This is a genomic window from Pseudomonas sp. IB20, assembly GCF_009707325.1.
Taxonomy (GTDB): domain Bacteria; phylum Pseudomonadota; class Gammaproteobacteria; order Pseudomonadales; family Pseudomonadaceae; genus Aquipseudomonas.
Genome location: NZ_CP046103.1, coordinates 4,931,170 through 4,946,754 on the forward strand (window position 1 = coordinate 4,931,170; position 15,585 = coordinate 4,946,754).

Here is a 15,585-nt window from a genome sequence, read left to right on the forward strand (position 1 = left end):
AACCTCCGACTCACATAACTCGTGCAGTTCAGCACTGCGAAAATTGACCGGGAACCGTAGGACAAGTTCCCTAAACCACTGATACGGTCAATACAAACGAAACCACATTAATCTGACATTAACTACTTCGGCGCCAACTCACGTAAATGACGAGCGACCGCAATCCACGCACCGATATACCCCAACAATACCGCGCCAAGCAAGAGTGACAAACCATCGGCAACCGGCACGCCGGCCAAGGCAAAATCGCTGCCGTACAAGCCGGCAAGCCCGACTACCGCGTCGTTCAGCCAGTCAAGGCCAAACGCTAGCACGCCCCAGGACAAAATCCCGGCACCAAAGCCATAAAGCGCGCCCATGTACAGAAAAGGACGACGCACATAGCTGTCCGTGCCGCCGACCAGTTTAATCACTTCTATCTCGATGCGACGGTTTTCAATATGAAGACGAATGGTATTACCTATCACCAAAAGTAATGCAGACACCAACAGCACCGTCAAACCGAACACAAAGCGGTCGCCCAGCTTGAGAATCGCGGCAAGACGCTCTACCCAGACTAGATCAAGTTGCGCCTGTTGCACCTTGGGCATCTCTGCAAGTTTTTGTCGCAGGGCCTCAAGCGCCGGCTTGTCGACTTCATTCGGCGTCACCAGCACCACGCCCGGCAGCGGGTTCTGCGGCAGCTCCTTGAGCGCCTCGCCCAGGCCAGACTGCTGCTGAAACTCCTCAAGGGCCTGGTCGCGGCTGATGTATTCGGCGTCCGCCACACCCGGCAGGTTCTTGATGTCGTCGCGCAAGCTTTCGCCATCTTTGGCGCTGGCGTCGAGGTTCAGGTACAGAGAAATCTGCGCCGCACGCTGCCAGGAACCGCCCAGACGCTCGACATTATTAAGCAGCAGCGACAAACCCATCGGCAGGCTCAGCGCCACGGCCATCACCAGGCAGGTGAAAAAGCTGCCAATCGGCTGCTTGGCCAGGCGGCGCAGGCTGTCGAGCAGGCTGGCGCGATGGCTTTCGATCCAGGCGCGCAGCAGTGTGCTGAAATCCGGGCCATCGTCTTCATCGCGTTTTTTCTTCTGCGGTTGCGGGTCGGCGGCTTTTGGCGCCACGCGTTCGGAGACTTTAGGGCTGCGTGTTGCACTCATACGCCGGCCTCCCCGTCGCCGATCAGGCGGCCGCGTTGCAGGGTCAGCATGCGATGGCGCATACGCGCGATCAACGCCAGGTCGTGACTGGCGATCAGCACACTGGTGCCCAGGCGGTTGATGTCTTCGAACACGCCCATGATCTCGGCCGCCAGGCGCGGGTCGAGGTTACCGGTGGGTTCGTCCGCCAGCAGCAAGGCCGGGCGGTGGACGATGGCGCGGGCAATGCCGACGCGTTGTTGCTGGCCGGTGGACAGGTCGCCTGGGTACAGATCGGTTTTATCCGACAGCGCCACGCGCTCCAGCGCCGAATCCACACGCTTGACGATCTCGGCCTTGGACAGCCCCAGGATCTGCAACGGCAAGGCAATGTTGTTGAACACCGTGCGATCGAACAGCAACTGGTGGTTCTGAAACACCACGCCGATCTGACGGCGCAGGAAAGGAATCTGTGCGTTGCTGATAGTGGCCAGATCCTGGCCCGCCAGCAGCAACTTGCCAGTGGTCGGACGCTCCATGGCCAGCAGCAGGCGCAACAGCGTACTTTTGCCCGCGCCCGAGTGACCGGTCACAAACAAGAATTCGCCGCGACGCACTCGAAAGCTCAGCTCATGCAAGCCCACATGCCCGTTGGCATAGCGTTTACCGACCTGTTCGAATCGAATCATGAACGCTCCCGCTCGGCAAAGAGTGCCTGTACAAAGGGTTCGGCTTCAAAGGTGCGCAGGTCGTCGATACCTTCACCGACGCCGATGTAACGAATCGGCAACCCGAACTGTTTAGCCAGGGCGAAGATCACGCCGCCTTTGGCTGTGCCGTCGAGCTTAGTCAATGCCAGGCCGGTCAGTTGCACCGTCTGGTTGAATTGTTTGGCCTGGCTGATGGCGTTCTGGCCGGTGCCGGCGTCAAGCACCAGCAAGACTTCATGCGGTGCCTCGGCGTCGAGCTTGCTGATCACGCGGCGTACTTTCTTCAACTCTTCCATCAAGTTGTCTTTGGTGTGCAGGCGACCGGCGGTATCGGCGATCAGCACGTCGATGTTGCGCGCCTTGGCGGCTTGCACGGCGTCGAAGATCACCGAGGCAGAGTCGGCGCCGGTGTGCTGGGCGATCACCGGGATCTTGTTGCGCTCACCCCAGACCTGCAGTTGCTCCACGGCAGCGGCGCGGAAGGTGTCGCCGGCGGCGAGCATGACTTTCTTGCCTTCCAACTGCAGCTTTTTGGCCAGCTTGCCGATGGTGGTGGTTTTGCCGGCGCCGTTGACGCCGACCACCAGGATCACAAACGGCTTGTTCGGCGTGATCACCAGCGGGGCTTCTACCGGTTTGAGCATCGCAGCCAGCTCTGCCTGCAGGGATTTGTAGAGCGCGTCGGCGTCGGTCAGTTGCTTGCGTGCGACCTTCTGGGTCAGGCTCTGGATGATCACGGCGGTGGCTTCAACGCCCACGTCGGCCGTCAGCAGGCGGGTTTCAATGTCTTCCAGCAGCTCGTCATCGATGACCTTCTTGCCCAGGAACAGGCTGGCCATGCCTTCGCCAATGCTGGCGCTGGTCTTGCTCAGGCCCTGCTTGAGGCGCGCGAAGAAGCCGGTTTTGCTGGTTTCGGCAGCAGCGGTGATCGGCTCTTGTTCGACAGGCGGCTCGATAACGGCAGGCGCGGCCACGACGACAGGCACAGGCGTCGGCTCAACAACGACCGGCGCAGGCACTTCGACTACCGGCAGCGCTTCAACCACCACTTCCACCGGCTCAACCACCGACGGAATCGGCGGCGCCACATGTTCGGCCTGCACATCGTCAACCAGCGCTACGGGCTCTTCGGCCACCGGCAGCTCAAGCCACGGCTTGTGCTCGGGCTCAGGTTCCGGCGCGGCTTCAGCCACCGGCTGCAACACCGGCTCGGCCATCGGCAACACCACCGGTGCCGGGATTTCAGCAACCGGTTCGGCTTCTACTATCGGTTCAGGGATAGGCTCAGGTTGAACCTGCGGCTGTTCGACGACGGTTTCCTGCGGCTTTTTGCGCAGCCATCCGAACAGGCCTTTTTTCTCGCCAGCCGCAGCTGGGCTCTTCTTGTCGTCGTTGGAACCAAACATGGAGGACGGCTATCTCAAAGTAGCGATGCGCCAGGGCGCCTCGGTAAATAAATTCGATGCAGAACAGACTGCTTTAACGCTCGCTTGTTCATGCGCAACATTTTGTAAGGCGTAAATAAAGGCCTCAACAAATCGTTTCAATAAAGGACTGAAGCGATAAAATCGGCGAAAAGTGGAAGATTGTCGGGAAAAAACACCTTTAACCTCCACGTTCCTACGACTGGATCCGGAACAAGATGACCGCCATGGTGGCCGTGTCCAAATCGGATCAGTACCTCCTCGCCCGCCGACGCTAAGACCAAGCGGGCAGCCCAACAGGTTTAAAAACGAATGAATGCTCTAGCCCGCCGCGCTGCAGGCCTGCTGTTCAGCACAGTTTGTCTGCCCCTTTCAGCTTTGGCTGCCGACCCACAACCCACCCATGAATTCACCTTGGATAACGGCCTTAAAGTGGTCGTGCGCGAAGATCATCGCGCGCCGGTGGTGGTTTCCCAGGTCTGGTACAAGGTTGGTTCGAGCTACGAAACCCCGGGCCAGACCGGTTTGTCCCACGCCCTGGAACACATGATGTTCAAGGGCAGCGCGAAAGTCGGCCCCGGCGAAGCCTCACTGATCCTGCGCGACCTAGGCGCCGAAGAAAACGCCTTCACCAGCGATGACTACACCGCCTACTACCAAGTACTGGCCCGTGATCGCCTGGGCGTCGCTTTCGAGCTGGAAGCCGACCGCATGGCCAGCCTGCGCCTGCCGGCGGATGAGTTCAGCCGCGAGATCGAGGTCATCAAGGAAGAGCGCCGCCTGCGCACCGACGATAACCCGATGTCCAAGGCCTACGAGCGCTTCAAGGCCATGGCCTACCCGGCCAGCGGTTACCACACGCCGACCATCGGCTGGATGGCTGACCTGGAGCGCATGAAAGTCGAAGAGCTGCGCCACTGGTATCAATCCTGGTATGTACCGAACAACGCCACGCTGGTGGTAGTCGGTGACGTGACCCCGGATGAGGTCAAGAACCTGGCTCAGCGTTATTTCGGCCCAATCCCCAAGCGTGATGTGCCACCCGCGAAAATCCCACTGGAGCTCGCCGAGCCTGGCGAACGCCTGCTGACCCTGCACGTGCAGACCCAACTGCCGAGCGTGATCCTGGGCTTCAACGTGCCAGGCCTGGCCACCGCCGAAGACAAACGCTCGGTACAGGCCCTGCGCCTGCTCTCGGCCCTGCTCGATGGCGGCTACAGTGCGCGTATTTCCGAGCAACTGGAACGCGGTGAAGAGCTGGTATCCGCCGCCTCCACCAGCTACGACGCCTACACCCGGGGTGACAGCCTGTTCACCCTGACGGCCACGCCGAACCAGCAGAAGAAAAAGACCATTGCCCAAGCCGAAGCCGGCCTGTGGCGCCTGCTGGACGAATTGAAAGCCAAACCGCCGACCACCGAAGAACTGGAGCGTATCCGCGCCCAGGTCATCGCCGGCGTGGTCTACCAGCGCGATTCCATCACCAGCCAGGCCACGGCCATTGGCTCCCTGGAAACTGTCGGGCTGTCCTGGAAACTGATGGACACCGAGTTGGCCGACCTGCAAAGCGTGACCCCGGAAGATATCCAGAAGGCCGCACGTACTTATTTCACCCGCGAGCGTTTGAGCGTCGCCCATGTTTTGCCTGAGGAGACCGCTCATGAGTGATCGCAAAAGCAGCCGCCTGATCCTGCCAGCCCTGATCGCCGTCACCGCGATCGCCGCCAGCGCCGTGTATTTCCTGCGCCCGAGCGAATCCGTGGCCAGCCAGGCGCTGGACAAGGCCCAATCGGCCAGCAAACTGCAATCTTTGGCGGAGCTGGACGGCAAGGCGCCGACCAACCGCAAGCTCGACGTGCAAACCTGGACCACCGCCGAAGGCGCCAAGGTGCTGTTCGTCGAAGCCCACGAATTGCCGATGTTCGACGTGCGCATCCTGTTCGCCGCCGGCAGCAGCCAGGACGGCAACACGCCCGGTGTGGCCCTGCTGACCAACGCCATGCTCAATGAAGGTGTGCCGGGCAAGGGCGTCAGCCAGATCGCCAGTGGCTTTGAAAGCCTGGGCGCCGACTTTGGCAATGGCGCCTACCGCGACATGGCGCTGGTGTCCCTGCGCAGCCTGAGTGACAGCGACAAGCGCGACGCAGCCCTGGCGCTGTTCGACGACGTGATCGGCAAGCCGACCTTCCCGGCCGACTCCCTGGCGCGGATCAAGAACCAGATCCTTGCCGGTTTTGAATACCAGAAACAGAACCCGGCTAAACTGGCCAGCCTTGAGCTGTTCAAGCGCCTGTACGGCGACCACCCTTACGCTCACCCGAGCGAAGGCACGCCTGAAAGCATTCCGAAGATTACCCTCGCGCAGCTGCAGGCCTTCCACGCCAAGGCTTACGCCGCCGGTAACGCGGTGATTGCCGTTGTAGGCGACCTGACCCGCGCCGAGGCCGAAGCCATGACCGCCAAGGTCTCCGCATCGCTGCCTAAAGGCCCGGCCCTGGCGAAGATCGCCCAACCGACCGAACCCAAAGCCGGCCTGAGCCATATTGAGTTCCCATCCAAGCAGACGCACCTGCTGTTCGCGCAACTGGGCATCGACCGCGCCGACCCGGACTACGCAGCCTTGTCCCTGGGCAACCAGATCCTCGGCGGCGGTGGTTTCGGCACTCGCTTGATGAGCGAAGTGCGCGAGAAACGCGGCCTGACCTATGGCGTGTACTCCGGCTTCTCGCCGATGCAAGTACGCGGCCCGTTCATGATCAACCTGCAGACCCGCGCCGAAATGAGCGGCGGCACCCTGCGCCTGGTTGAGGACGTACTGGCCGACTACCTCAAGACCGGCCCGACGCAAAAGGAACTGGATGACGCCAAGCGTGAGCTGGCCGGCAGCTTCCCGCTGTCCACCGCCAGCAACGCCGATATTGCCGGGCAACTGGGCGCGATGGGTTTCTACAACCTGCCGCTGAGCTATCTGGAAGATTTCATGAAACAATCCCAGGCCCTGACCGTAGAGCAGGTCAAGGCTGCATTGAACAAACACTTGAGCGCCGACAAGATGGTCATCGTGACCGCCGGCCCGACGATTGCGCAAAAGCCACTACCGCCCCCCACTGATAAACCTGCCGAGCAGCCGCTCGGGGTTCCGGAGCATTAATGGCCAGTTCATCTCGCCCAAAAAAACCTGTCCACAACGTGCATAACGGTGTGGGCCAACTGCGCATCATTGGCGGTGAATGGGGCAGTCGCAAGCTGAGCTTCCCTGACGTCGTAGGCCTGCGCCCGACGCCGGATCGCGTGCGTGAAACCCTGTTCAACTGGCTCGCGCCGTACATCGGCGGGGCCAAAGTGCTGGACCCGTTCGCCGGCAGCGGCGCGCTGTTCCTGGAGGCGCTGTCCCGTGGCGCGGCCCAGGGCCAGGCGCTGGATGCCAGCAATGTGGCGGTGTCCAGCCTCAAGGAACACCTGGGCACGCTGCGTTGCACCACCGGCCAGGTTCAGACCGCCGACGCGCTGCGCTACCTGGAAACCCAGGCGGCAACTGAGTACGACGTGGTGTTCCTCGACCCGCCGTTCAATCAAAACCTGTTGCCGACGGTGTGTGCGTTGCTGGAAGAGCGACAGTGGCTGGCTGCGGATGCGTGGATCTACACTGAGAGTGAGACCGCCCCGTCTACCCTCGGCCTGCCGGGCAGCTGGCGCCTGCACCGGGAGCAGAAGTCCGGGCGGGTGTATTACGCGTTGTGGCATCGGTTGGTCGAAATCGCTGCCTAGTCTTTCAGCTGTGCACAGTGAGTTCGCTTGCTACCGAGAGTTACATGACCCCTTCTTCCGACCTGTTCAAACCCGCCTTCGGCCTCGGCAACCCCCATCTGCAAACGCTGTGGGGGCCGCTGTGGCGCACCACCACCCATATCGAACGCCAACGCGAACGCTTGTGGCTGGACGACGGCGACTTCCTCGACCTCGACTGGCACGGCCCCCACGACGCACAAGCGCCATTAGTGCTGGTACTGCATGGGCTGACGGGTTCATCCAACTCGCCCTACGTGGCTGGCCTGCAAAAAACCCTCGCAGCTCAAGGCTGGGCCAGCGCAGCGTTGAACTGGCGCGGGTGCTCGGGCGAGCCGAACCTGCTAGCGCGCAGTTACCACTCGGGCGCCAGCGAAGACCTGGCGGCAGCGATTGCCCATCTGCGGGCCAAGCGGCCGTTGGCGCCGCTGTACGCAGTGGGTTATTCCCTGGGCGGCAATGTGCTGCTCAAGCATTTGGGGGAAACCGGCGAGGCCTCGGGGTTGCACGGCGCCGCGGCGGTGTCGGTGCCGTTTCGGCTGGATCAATGCGCCGATCGCATCGGGCTGGGCTTTTCGCGGGTTTATCAGAAGCACTTTATGCGCGAGATGCTGGCGTATATCCGCGCCAAGCAGCGGCGCTTTTTACAGGATGGCCAGGCTGACGGGCTGAAAACCCTGGAGGCACTGGGCTCGCTGGAGAAGATGCGCACGTTCTGGGACTTCGATGGGCGGGTGACCGCGCCGCTGCACGGTTTCCTCAGCGCCGAGGACTATTACCGCCGCGCATCCAGTCGGTATTACCTGGGTGCTATCCGCACCCCCACCCTGATTATCCAGGCCGCCGATGACCCGTTCGTGTTCGCCCACAGCTTGCCCGAGGCCAGTGAATTGTCGGAATGCACCGAGTTCGAGTTATTGGCCAAGGGTGGGCATGTGGGGTTTGTCGATGGTTCGCTCAAGCGCCCCAGCTACTACCTGGAGCGCCGAATCCCCCAGTGGCTACTGGAGAAACACGATAAATAATGTGGGAGCGGGCTTGCCTGCAATGCGCATAGGTTCTTTTAGCTGACACACCGGCATCGCAGGCAAGCCAGCTCCCACATTTTGATTGGGTTTACAGGCCTGACAGCTCAGTCGCCGGTCGCAATTTCCCGCGCCGGATCAGTAATCCACTCGCTCCACGACCCCGCATACAGCTTGCCCAACGGATAACCCGCCAAGCTCAACGCAAACAGGTTATGACACGCCGTCACGCCCGAACCGCAATACGCCACCAGCGCATCCGGCGAACGGCCCTGCAACTGCGCGGCGAAGCGCTGCTTGAGCTGCTCAGCCGGAAGAAAGCGGCCATCACTGCCCAGGTTTTCATTGAACGCCGCACATTGCGCACCGGGAATGTGCCCGGCGATGGGGTCGATAGGTTCCACGTCACCACGGAAACGCGCCTGGGCGCGGGCATCAATCAAGGTCATGCCCGGTTCGCCCAGGCGTTTTTGCAGGTGTTCGGCGTCCAGCACCAAGTGATTGTCCGGCGTACCGGCAAACGTCCCCGGCTCAACCACCGGCGCGTCCAGGCTCAGCGGGAAACCGGCGGCGTGCCAGGCCTTGAGGCCACCGTCCAGGATAAACACAGCATCACGCTTGCCCAGCCAGGCCAGCAGCCACCAGGCGCGGGCGGCATAGGCACCGGGGCCGTCGTCATACAGCACGATGTCGGTGTCGGCGTTGATACCCCAAGCCCGCAGTTGCTCGGTGAACGTGTCCGCGGCTGGCAATGGGTGTCGGCCGGTCACGCCTTTGGTCACCGGACCGCTGAGGTGGCGCTCCAGATCAGCGTATTGCGCCCCCTCAATATGCCCCTCGGCATAGCTGCAAAGCCCGTAGTCCGGGTCTTCCAAGGCAAAGCGGCAATCCAGGATCACCAGCCCGGCAGCCTGCTGGCGCTCGGCTAATTGCTGGGGGCTGATCAGTTGGGCAAGCGGCATGACGGACTCCTGTGAACACATTCGGGAAAGGTCCTACTTCACTTCTTCCAGTGCCTGGTTCAACGGCACGTAAAACTCTTTGAACAAGGCGTCCACCGCCTCTTTCGCCTGGGGCGTGACAAACCCTGCTTCCAGCACCAGCACCTGATACACCCCGCGCTTGATCGCCTCGGCGCTCAAATGGGTGGAGTTTTCATTGGTGGTGCACAGGAAACGCACCCAGGAAGTGAGGATGATCCAGGCATTGAGGGTCAGGGCCTCGGTTTGTATCGGGTCCATATTGAGGATGCCGGCATCCACGAACCCCTGATAGATAGCGCCGCCCTGGATCAGGCAACGCTGAGAGAAACGCCGGTAGCCGGTGGCCAGTTCCGGGTCGCTTTCCAGCAGGTGTTCGAGGTCACGGTGCAGGAAACGGTAGCGCCACATGCCGGCCAGCACGGCCTGCAGGTAGAAGCGTTTGTCTTCAACGGTTACCGCACGGCCTTGAGGCGGGCGCAGGAAACTGTCCACCAACACTTCGTATTCGCGAAACAGCACGGCGATGATCGCCTGCTTGTTGGGGAAGTGGTAGTACAGGTTGCCCGGGGAAATCTCCATGTGGGCGGCAATGTGGTTGGTGCTGATGCTGCGCTCGCCCTGCTGGTTAAAAAGCTCCAGGCTGGTTTGCACAATGCGCTCGCTGGTCTTTACTCGTGGTGCCATAGGGGATCAGCTTCTAAACACGTGATGGGGCATCTTACGGCCTATCCTTGTCTGGATAAATCCGCTTGTTGCTGCAATGACATTTGACAATTTAGAGCAATGACTCTAAAAATCCAGGCAGACCTATAACAATTGGGAACTGCACCATGTCTGCCACCGTTGCCTACCTGCAAGATTCCCAGGCGCTGGATCAACTCCAGGACCTGTTCGACGCCCAACGCCGCGCCTATGCCGCCAACCCGATGCCGCCGGCGGCGCAGCGTCAGCAATGGCTCAAAGCCTTGCGCGACTTGCTCAGCGACGAACGCCAAGCCCTGATCAACGCGATCAGCCAGGACTTCAGCCATCGCAGCGCAGACGAAACCCTGTTCGCCGAACTGATGCCGAGCTTGCATGGCATTCACTACGCCAGTAAACACCTAAAGGGCTGGATGAAACCTTCCCGCCGCGCCGTAGGCATTGCCTTCCAACCCGCGTCGGCCAAAGTCATCTACCAACCGCTGGGCGTGGTTGGGGTGATCGTGCCGTGGAACTACCCACTGTATTTGGCCATTGGCCCGTTGGTCGGCGCTCTGGCGGCCGGTAACCGGGTGATGCTCAAGCTCAGCGAATCCACGCCCGCCACGGGTGAACTGCTCAAGGCGCTGTTGGCGAAAATCTTCCCCGAAGACTTGGTATGCGTGGTGCTGGGCGAAGCCGAAGTGGGCATGGCGTTCTCCAAATTGCGCTTCGATCACCTGCTGTTTACCGGCGCCACCAGCATCGGCAAGCACGTGATGCGCGCCGCTGCCGAGCATCTCACGCCGGTCACGCTGGAGCTGGGCGGCAAGTCGCCGGCGATTGTCTCCGCCGACGTACCGCTCAAGGACGCCGCCGAGCGCATCGCCTTCGGCAAATGCCTGAATGCCGGGCAAACCTGTGTAGCGCCGGACTACGTGCTGGTGCCGGAAGATCGCGTCGAAGGGTTCGTCGAGGCGTACAGCAAAGCCGTTCGCGGGTTTTATCCGACCCTGGCCGACAACCCGGACTACACCGCCATCATCAACGAAAGGCAGCAGGCACGGCTGAATGCCTACGTCAAAGACGCCACCGACAAAGGCGCCACCCTGATTCCGCTGTACGACCAAGGCCAGGCACGGCGTATGGCCCACAGCCTGCTGCTAAATGTCAGCGATGAAATGACCGTGATGCAGGACGAAATCTTCGGCCCTGTGCTGCCGATCGTGCCGTATCGCGGCATTGACCAGGCGTTTGCCTACATCAACCAGCGCCCTCGCCCATTGGCCCTGTACTACTTCGGCTACAACAAGGGCGAGCAGAACCGCGTACTCCATGAAACCCACTCCGGTGGCGTGTGCCTGAACGACACCCTGCTGCATGTGGCCCAGGACGACATGCCCTTTGGCGGCATCGGCCCCTCGGGCATGGGCCACTACCACGGCCATGAAGGCTTCCTCACGTTCAGCAAAGCCAAGGGCGTACTGGTGAAACAGCGCCTGAACGCGGCAAAGCTGATCTACCCGCCTTACGGCAAGTCGATCCAGACGTTGATTCAAAAACTGTTTATTCGCTGATTCCGCCAACCTCGGGGTAACAATAACAATGAACCCTAGCCTGACTGATTCACCTGCGCTGTCGCGGCGCGGCGTCCTGAAAATCGGCCTGTGCGCCAGCGCATTCCTGGCCACCGCCGGGCTAGGCGCCAGCCTCAGCGGCTGCTCCAGCAGCACCCCGGCCAGCGGTTTTGCCCTGCTGCGCAGCAGTGACTTGCCGTTCTTGCGCGCGGTAATCCCCGTGCTGCTCGAAGGCGCGGCCAGCGCCCAGGACGTGGTCGCCGGGATCGAAGACACCCTGAAAAAGCTCGACTACAGCCTCCAGCACCTGTCGCCGGAAATGTTCAAGCTCACCCAGCAACTGTTCGACGTATTGAGCATGGGCATCACCCGCGGCCCACTGACCGGTATCTGGGGCAGCTGGGAAAACGCCAGTAGCGAGCAGATCCGCAACTTCCTGCACCGCTGGGAAAACAGCTACCTGAACCTGCTGCGCATGGGCCAGGGCTCGCTGCTCAAGCTGGTGATCATGGCTTGGTACTTCCGCCCGCAGTCCTGGGCGCATTGCGGCTACCCCGGGCCACCCAAAATTTGACGTTGATAACCCATTCAGACAGGTGGGAGCTGGCTTGCCTGCGATAGCGGCGGGCCAGCGATGAATTGATCGGCAGGCAGACCGCTATCGCAGGTAAGCCAGCTCCCACATTGGTTGCCACTTCATACAAAAAATAAGAGTGCACACCTATGCCCGTACCCGATCTGTTCCGCGACGGCCTGGCCCGCGGCTGGAAAACCCACAATGGCGCTGCCCTTGACGGCGATCTGACCCTGGAAGCCGATGTGGCAATTATCGGCAGCGGCGCCGGTGGCGGCACCACCGCCGAGGTCCTCAGCGCCGCCGGCTACAAGGTGCTGCTGATCGAAGAAGGCCCGCTCAAGACCAGCAGCGACTTCAAGCTGCTCGAAGACGAGGCCTACGCCAGCCTCTATCAGGAAGGCATCGGCCGCATGAGTAAGGACGGCGCGATCACCATCCTGCAGGGCCGGGCCGTAGGCGGCACCACCTTGATCAACTGGACGTCGAGCTTTCGTACACCCGACGCCACTCTTTCCCACTGGGCCAGTGAATACGCAGTAAAAGGCCACAGCAGCGCCGACATGGCACCGTGGTTCGAGAAGATGGAACAGCGCCTGGGCATCGCCCCGTGGGCCATTCCACCGAATGCCAACAATGATGTGATCCGCAAAGGCTGCGAAAAACTCGGTTACAGCTGGCACGTGATCCCACGCAACGTGCGTGGCTGCTTCAACCTGGGCTATTGCGGCATGGGCTGCCCGGTCAACGCCAAGCAATCGATGCTGGTAACTACCATCCCGTCCACCCTGGAAAAGGGCGGCGAGCTGCTGTACCTGGCCCGCGCCGAGCGCCTCAAATACAGCGGTGACACCATCAGCAGCCTGGAATGCGTGGCGATGGACAAACGCTGCGTTGCACCCACCGGGCGCAAGATTACGGTCAAGGCCAAGCATTACGTGCTCGCGGGCGGCGGCATCAACAGCCCGGCGCTGCTGATGCGCTCGGACGCGCCTGACCCGCATTCTCGGCTGGGCAAGCGAACGTTCCTGCACTTGGTGAACTTCTCCGCCGGCTTGTTCGACGACGTGATCAACCCGTTCTACGGCGCGCCGCAGTCGATCTACTCCGACCACTTCCAATGGCAGGACGGTACCACCGGCAAAATGTCCTACAAGCTGGAGGCACCGCCGTTACACCCGGGATTGGCCAGCACCCTGTTCGGCGGCTACGGCACAGGGAACGCGCTCGACATGAGCCAATTGCCCCACACCCACGCCATGCTCGCGCTGCTGCGCGACGGTTTCCACCCCGACAGCCCCGGCGGCACAGTGGAATTACGCGCAGACGGCACGCCGGTGCTCGACTACCAGGTTTCGCCCTACGCGTGGGACGGCCTGCGCCGTGCCTTCCACAGCATGGCCGAGATTCAGTTCGCGGCGGGCGCCAAGTCAGTCAAGCCGCTGCATCACGATGCGCGCTACGTGAACACCCTGGCTGAGGCACGCAACCTGATTGACGGCCTGAGCCTGGAACTGCACCGAACCACGCTGGGCAGTGCCCATGTGATGGGCGGTTGCGCCATGGGTGAAGACCCGAAAACCGCAGTGGCCGACAGCCTCGGTCGCCATCACCAACTGCGCAACCTGTCGATCCACGACGGCTCGTTATTCCCCACCAGCATTGGGGCTAATCCGCAATTGTCGGTGTATGGATTAACCGCGCAACTGGCGACAGCGTTGGCCGAACGTCTGAAAACAGCGTGAAAAAACACGGTATTCGCCATGTCTATACTGCTTTCTTCTGCATAAGTTGACTTGGCCGACCGGGATGGCTGCGATACCATCCGGTTCCCCAACGGACTCCGCCAGGACGACGCGATGAACCGAGTGTTGTACCCAGGAACCTTCGACCCGATTACCAAAGGCCATGGCGATCTGGTCGAACGCGCCTCTCGCCTGTTCGACCATGTGATCATCGCAGTCGCTGCCAGCCCCAAGAAAAACCCGCTGTTTCCCCTGGAACAGCGCGTGGAACTGGCGCGTGAGGTCACCAAGCACCTGCCCAACGTAGAAGTGGTGGGTTTCTCGACCTTGCTCGCGCACTTCGCCAAAGAGCAGAACGCCAATGTATTCCTGCGCGGCCTGCGTGCGGTGTCGGACTTCGAATACGAATTCCAGCTGGCCAACATGAACCGCCAACTGGCGCCGGACGTGGAAAGCCTGTTTCTTACGCCGTCGGAGCGTTATTCGTTCATTTCCTCGACGTTGGTGCGTGAAATTGCCGCTTTGGGCGGGGATATCACCAAGTTCGTACACCCGGCTGTCGCGGATGCGCTGACGCTGCGCTTCAAGAAGTAATTTCTGATGAGTGGGCTTGTTGTGGCGAGCGGGCTGCCCATAGCGCCCCAGACATACCAGTTGACCTCAGGTCATGTGCACTCGCACTGCGGGCGCCAATGCGGCACAATTGCGCGCATTAGTTTTCAGATGCCCTGGCTGACAGCCCTGGCAGGAGTTTCCATGTCCTTGATCATCACCGACGATTGCATCAACTGCGACGTCTGCGAACCCGAGTGCCCGAACGCTGCGATTTCCCAGGGCGAAGAGATCTACGTGATCGACCCCAACCTGTGCACCCAGTGCGTCGGCCACTATGACGAGCCTCAGTGCCAGCAAGTGTGCCCGGTGGATTGCATTCCGCTGGATGAAGCCCATCCGGAAACGGAAGAGCAGTTGATGGAGAAGTACCGGTTGATTACCGGTAAAGCCTGAGGCCCTGTGGTGTCTGGCCGGGCCTCATCGCGGGCAAGCCCGCTCCCACACTGAATGGATTCACAAATCTAACTGTGGGAGCTGGCTTGCCTGCGATGGCGGCATCAGCCATCACACAGCAATCAGCTCTGACATTTAGGGCAAAACACACTCGCCCGCTGCCCCAGCACCACATTGCGCAACTCGGTCCCGCAAACCTTGCACCCCTCGCCGCCCCGGCCGTAGACGAACAGTTCTTGCTGGAAATACCCCGGCTGCCCATCACCCCCGATAAAGTCCCGCAATGTGGTGCCGCCACGTTCAATGGCGGCCGCCAGCACGCGCTTGATTTCGATCGCCAGCTTCAGGTAACGCCCGCGTGAAATACCACCGGCGGCCCGACGCGGGTCAATCCCGGCGGCAAACAACGCTTCCGTCGCATAGATATTGCCCACGCCCACCACCACCGCGTTGTCCATGATGAACGGCTTCACCGCCATCGACTTGCCACGGGACCGCTGGAACAGGCGCTCGCCATCAAACAGGTCGGTCAACGGCTCCGGGCCCAGGCGAATCAACAGTTCGTGGTTGTGCGGGTCCTGGCTCCACAGCATCGCGCCGAAGCGCCGTGGGTCGGTGTAACGCAGGGCCATGCCGGATTCCAACTCGATATCCACATGCTCATGCTTGGCCGCCGGCATGCCGACTTCCACCAGACGCAAGTTGCCCGACATGCCCAAGTGGCTGATCAAGGTGCCCACTTCGGCATTGATCAACAGGTACTTGGCCCGCCGTTCCACCAGCACAATGCGCTGCCCCGACAGGCGTACATCGAGGTCTTCCGGGATCGGCCAGCGCAGGCGCCGCTCACGTACCACCACGCGGCTGACGCGCTGGCCCTCCAGGTGCGGCGCAATACCGCGCCGGGTGGTTTCGACTTCTGGTAACTCGGGCATGTGTACCTCGTGA

Annotated in this window: 15 protein-coding genes; 9 read left to right on the forward strand and 6 right to left on the reverse strand. The window is 61.3% G+C overall.

Annotated features, from left to right (window positions below; genetic code table 11):
* Positions 1-122: 122 nt before the first annotated feature.
* Genes ftsX through ftsY form a run of 3 tightly spaced genes read right to left on the reverse strand, consistent with a single transcriptional unit; the run spans position 123 to position 3,240 of the window.
* Positions 123-1,145: a permease-like cell division protein FtsX gene (gene ftsX / locus GJU48_RS23070; protein ID WP_094949170.1), complete on the reverse strand. Its 1,023-nt coding sequence runs from the start codon at positions 1,143-1,145 to the stop codon at positions 123-125.
* Positions 1,142-1,813: a cell division ATP-binding protein FtsE gene (gene ftsE / locus GJU48_RS23075; RefSeq protein WP_003213784.1), complete on the reverse strand. Its 672-nt coding sequence runs from the start codon at positions 1,811-1,813 to the stop codon at positions 1,142-1,144. Before ftsE ends, ftsX begins: the two co-directional genes overlap by 4 nt.
* A complete protein-coding gene (ftsY, locus tag GJU48_RS23080) occupies positions 1,810-3,240 on the reverse strand; it encodes a signal recognition particle-docking protein FtsY (protein WP_094949171.1) in 1,431 nt (476 codons plus the stop codon). Before ftsY ends, ftsE begins: the two co-directional genes overlap by 4 nt.
* Positions 3,241-3,570: 330 nt before the next feature.
* Between ftsY and GJU48_RS23085 the strand changes: the two genes are divergently transcribed.
* The 4 genes from GJU48_RS23085 to GJU48_RS23100 are packed head-to-tail and all read left to right on the forward strand — an operon-like array spanning position 3,571 to position 8,069.
* Entirely contained in the window at positions 3,571-4,926 is a 1,356-nt protein-coding gene (locus GJU48_RS23085) for a M16 family metallopeptidase (protein WP_094949172.1), read from the forward strand.
* Positions 4,919-6,409, forward strand: coding sequence for a M16 family metallopeptidase (locus GJU48_RS23090; protein WP_094949173.1), 1,491 nt, complete (start codon positions 4,919-4,921; stop codon positions 6,407-6,409). Before GJU48_RS23085 ends, GJU48_RS23090 begins: the two co-directional genes overlap by 8 nt.
* Positions 6,409-7,026 (forward strand): 16S rRNA (guanine(966)-N(2))-methyltransferase RsmD, encoded by a 618-nt coding sequence (gene rsmD / locus GJU48_RS23095; protein WP_094949174.1) that lies wholly within the window; start codon positions 6,409-6,411, stop codon positions 7,024-7,026. Before GJU48_RS23090 ends, rsmD begins: the two co-directional genes overlap by 1 nt.
* A gap of 44 nt (positions 7,027-7,070) precedes the next feature.
* Positions 7,071-8,069, forward strand: coding sequence for a hydrolase (locus tag GJU48_RS23100; RefSeq protein WP_094949175.1), 999 nt, complete (start codon positions 7,071-7,073; stop codon positions 8,067-8,069).
* Between the two features lie 107 nt (positions 8,070-8,176).
* Here the strand turns inward: GJU48_RS23100 and GJU48_RS23105 are convergent, their stop codons facing one another.
* Positions 8,177-9,031, reverse strand: a complete 855-nt coding sequence (locus GJU48_RS23105; RefSeq protein WP_094949176.1) for a sulfurtransferase — start codon at positions 9,029-9,031, stop codon at positions 8,177-8,179.
* 33 nt (positions 9,032-9,064) lie between these two features.
* The gene (locus GJU48_RS23110) at positions 9,065-9,736 is read right to left on the reverse strand and encodes a TetR/AcrR family transcriptional regulator (RefSeq protein WP_094949177.1); all 672 of its coding nucleotides are present in this window, start codon (positions 9,734-9,736) and stop codon (positions 9,065-9,067) included.
* Positions 9,737-9,882: 146 nt separating this feature from the next.
* Between GJU48_RS23110 and GJU48_RS23115 the strand changes: the two genes are divergently transcribed.
* From GJU48_RS23115 to GJU48_RS23135, 5 genes are all read left to right on the forward strand, one after another.
* Positions 9,883-11,310: a coniferyl aldehyde dehydrogenase gene (locus GJU48_RS23115; protein WP_094949178.1), complete on the forward strand. Its 1,428-nt coding sequence runs from the start codon at positions 9,883-9,885 to the stop codon at positions 11,308-11,310.
* A gap of 28 nt (positions 11,311-11,338) precedes the next feature.
* The gene (locus tag GJU48_RS23120; RefSeq protein WP_094949179.1) at positions 11,339-11,884 is read left to right on the forward strand and encodes a twin-arginine translocation pathway signal protein; all 546 of its coding nucleotides are present in this window, start codon (positions 11,339-11,341) and stop codon (positions 11,882-11,884) included.
* Positions 11,885-12,033: 149 nt separating this feature from the next.
* Positions 12,034-13,629 carry a GMC family oxidoreductase gene (locus GJU48_RS23125; protein WP_094949180.1) on the forward strand — a complete coding sequence of 532 codons (1,596 nt, stop codon included), beginning with the start codon at positions 12,034-12,036 and terminating at the stop codon, positions 13,627-13,629.
* A gap of 114 nt (positions 13,630-13,743) precedes the next feature.
* Complete coding sequence (gene coaD / locus GJU48_RS23130) at positions 13,744-14,223, forward strand: pantetheine-phosphate adenylyltransferase (RefSeq protein ID WP_003176711.1); 480 nt, start codon at positions 13,744-13,746, stop codon at positions 14,221-14,223.
* 162 nt (positions 14,224-14,385) lie between these two features.
* On the forward strand, positions 14,386-14,637 hold the full coding sequence (locus GJU48_RS23135) for a YfhL family 4Fe-4S dicluster ferredoxin (RefSeq protein WP_003213796.1): 252 nt from the start codon (positions 14,386-14,388) through the stop codon (positions 14,635-14,637).
* Positions 14,638-14,759: 122 nt separating this feature from the next.
* Here the strand turns inward: GJU48_RS23135 and mutM are convergent, their stop codons facing one another.
* Positions 14,760-15,572 carry a bifunctional DNA-formamidopyrimidine glycosylase/DNA-(apurinic or apyrimidinic site) lyase gene (gene mutM / locus GJU48_RS23140; RefSeq protein ID WP_094949181.1) on the reverse strand — a complete coding sequence of 271 codons (813 nt, stop codon included), beginning with the start codon at positions 15,570-15,572 and terminating at the stop codon, positions 14,760-14,762.
* Positions 15,573-15,585: the final 13 nt, after the last annotated feature.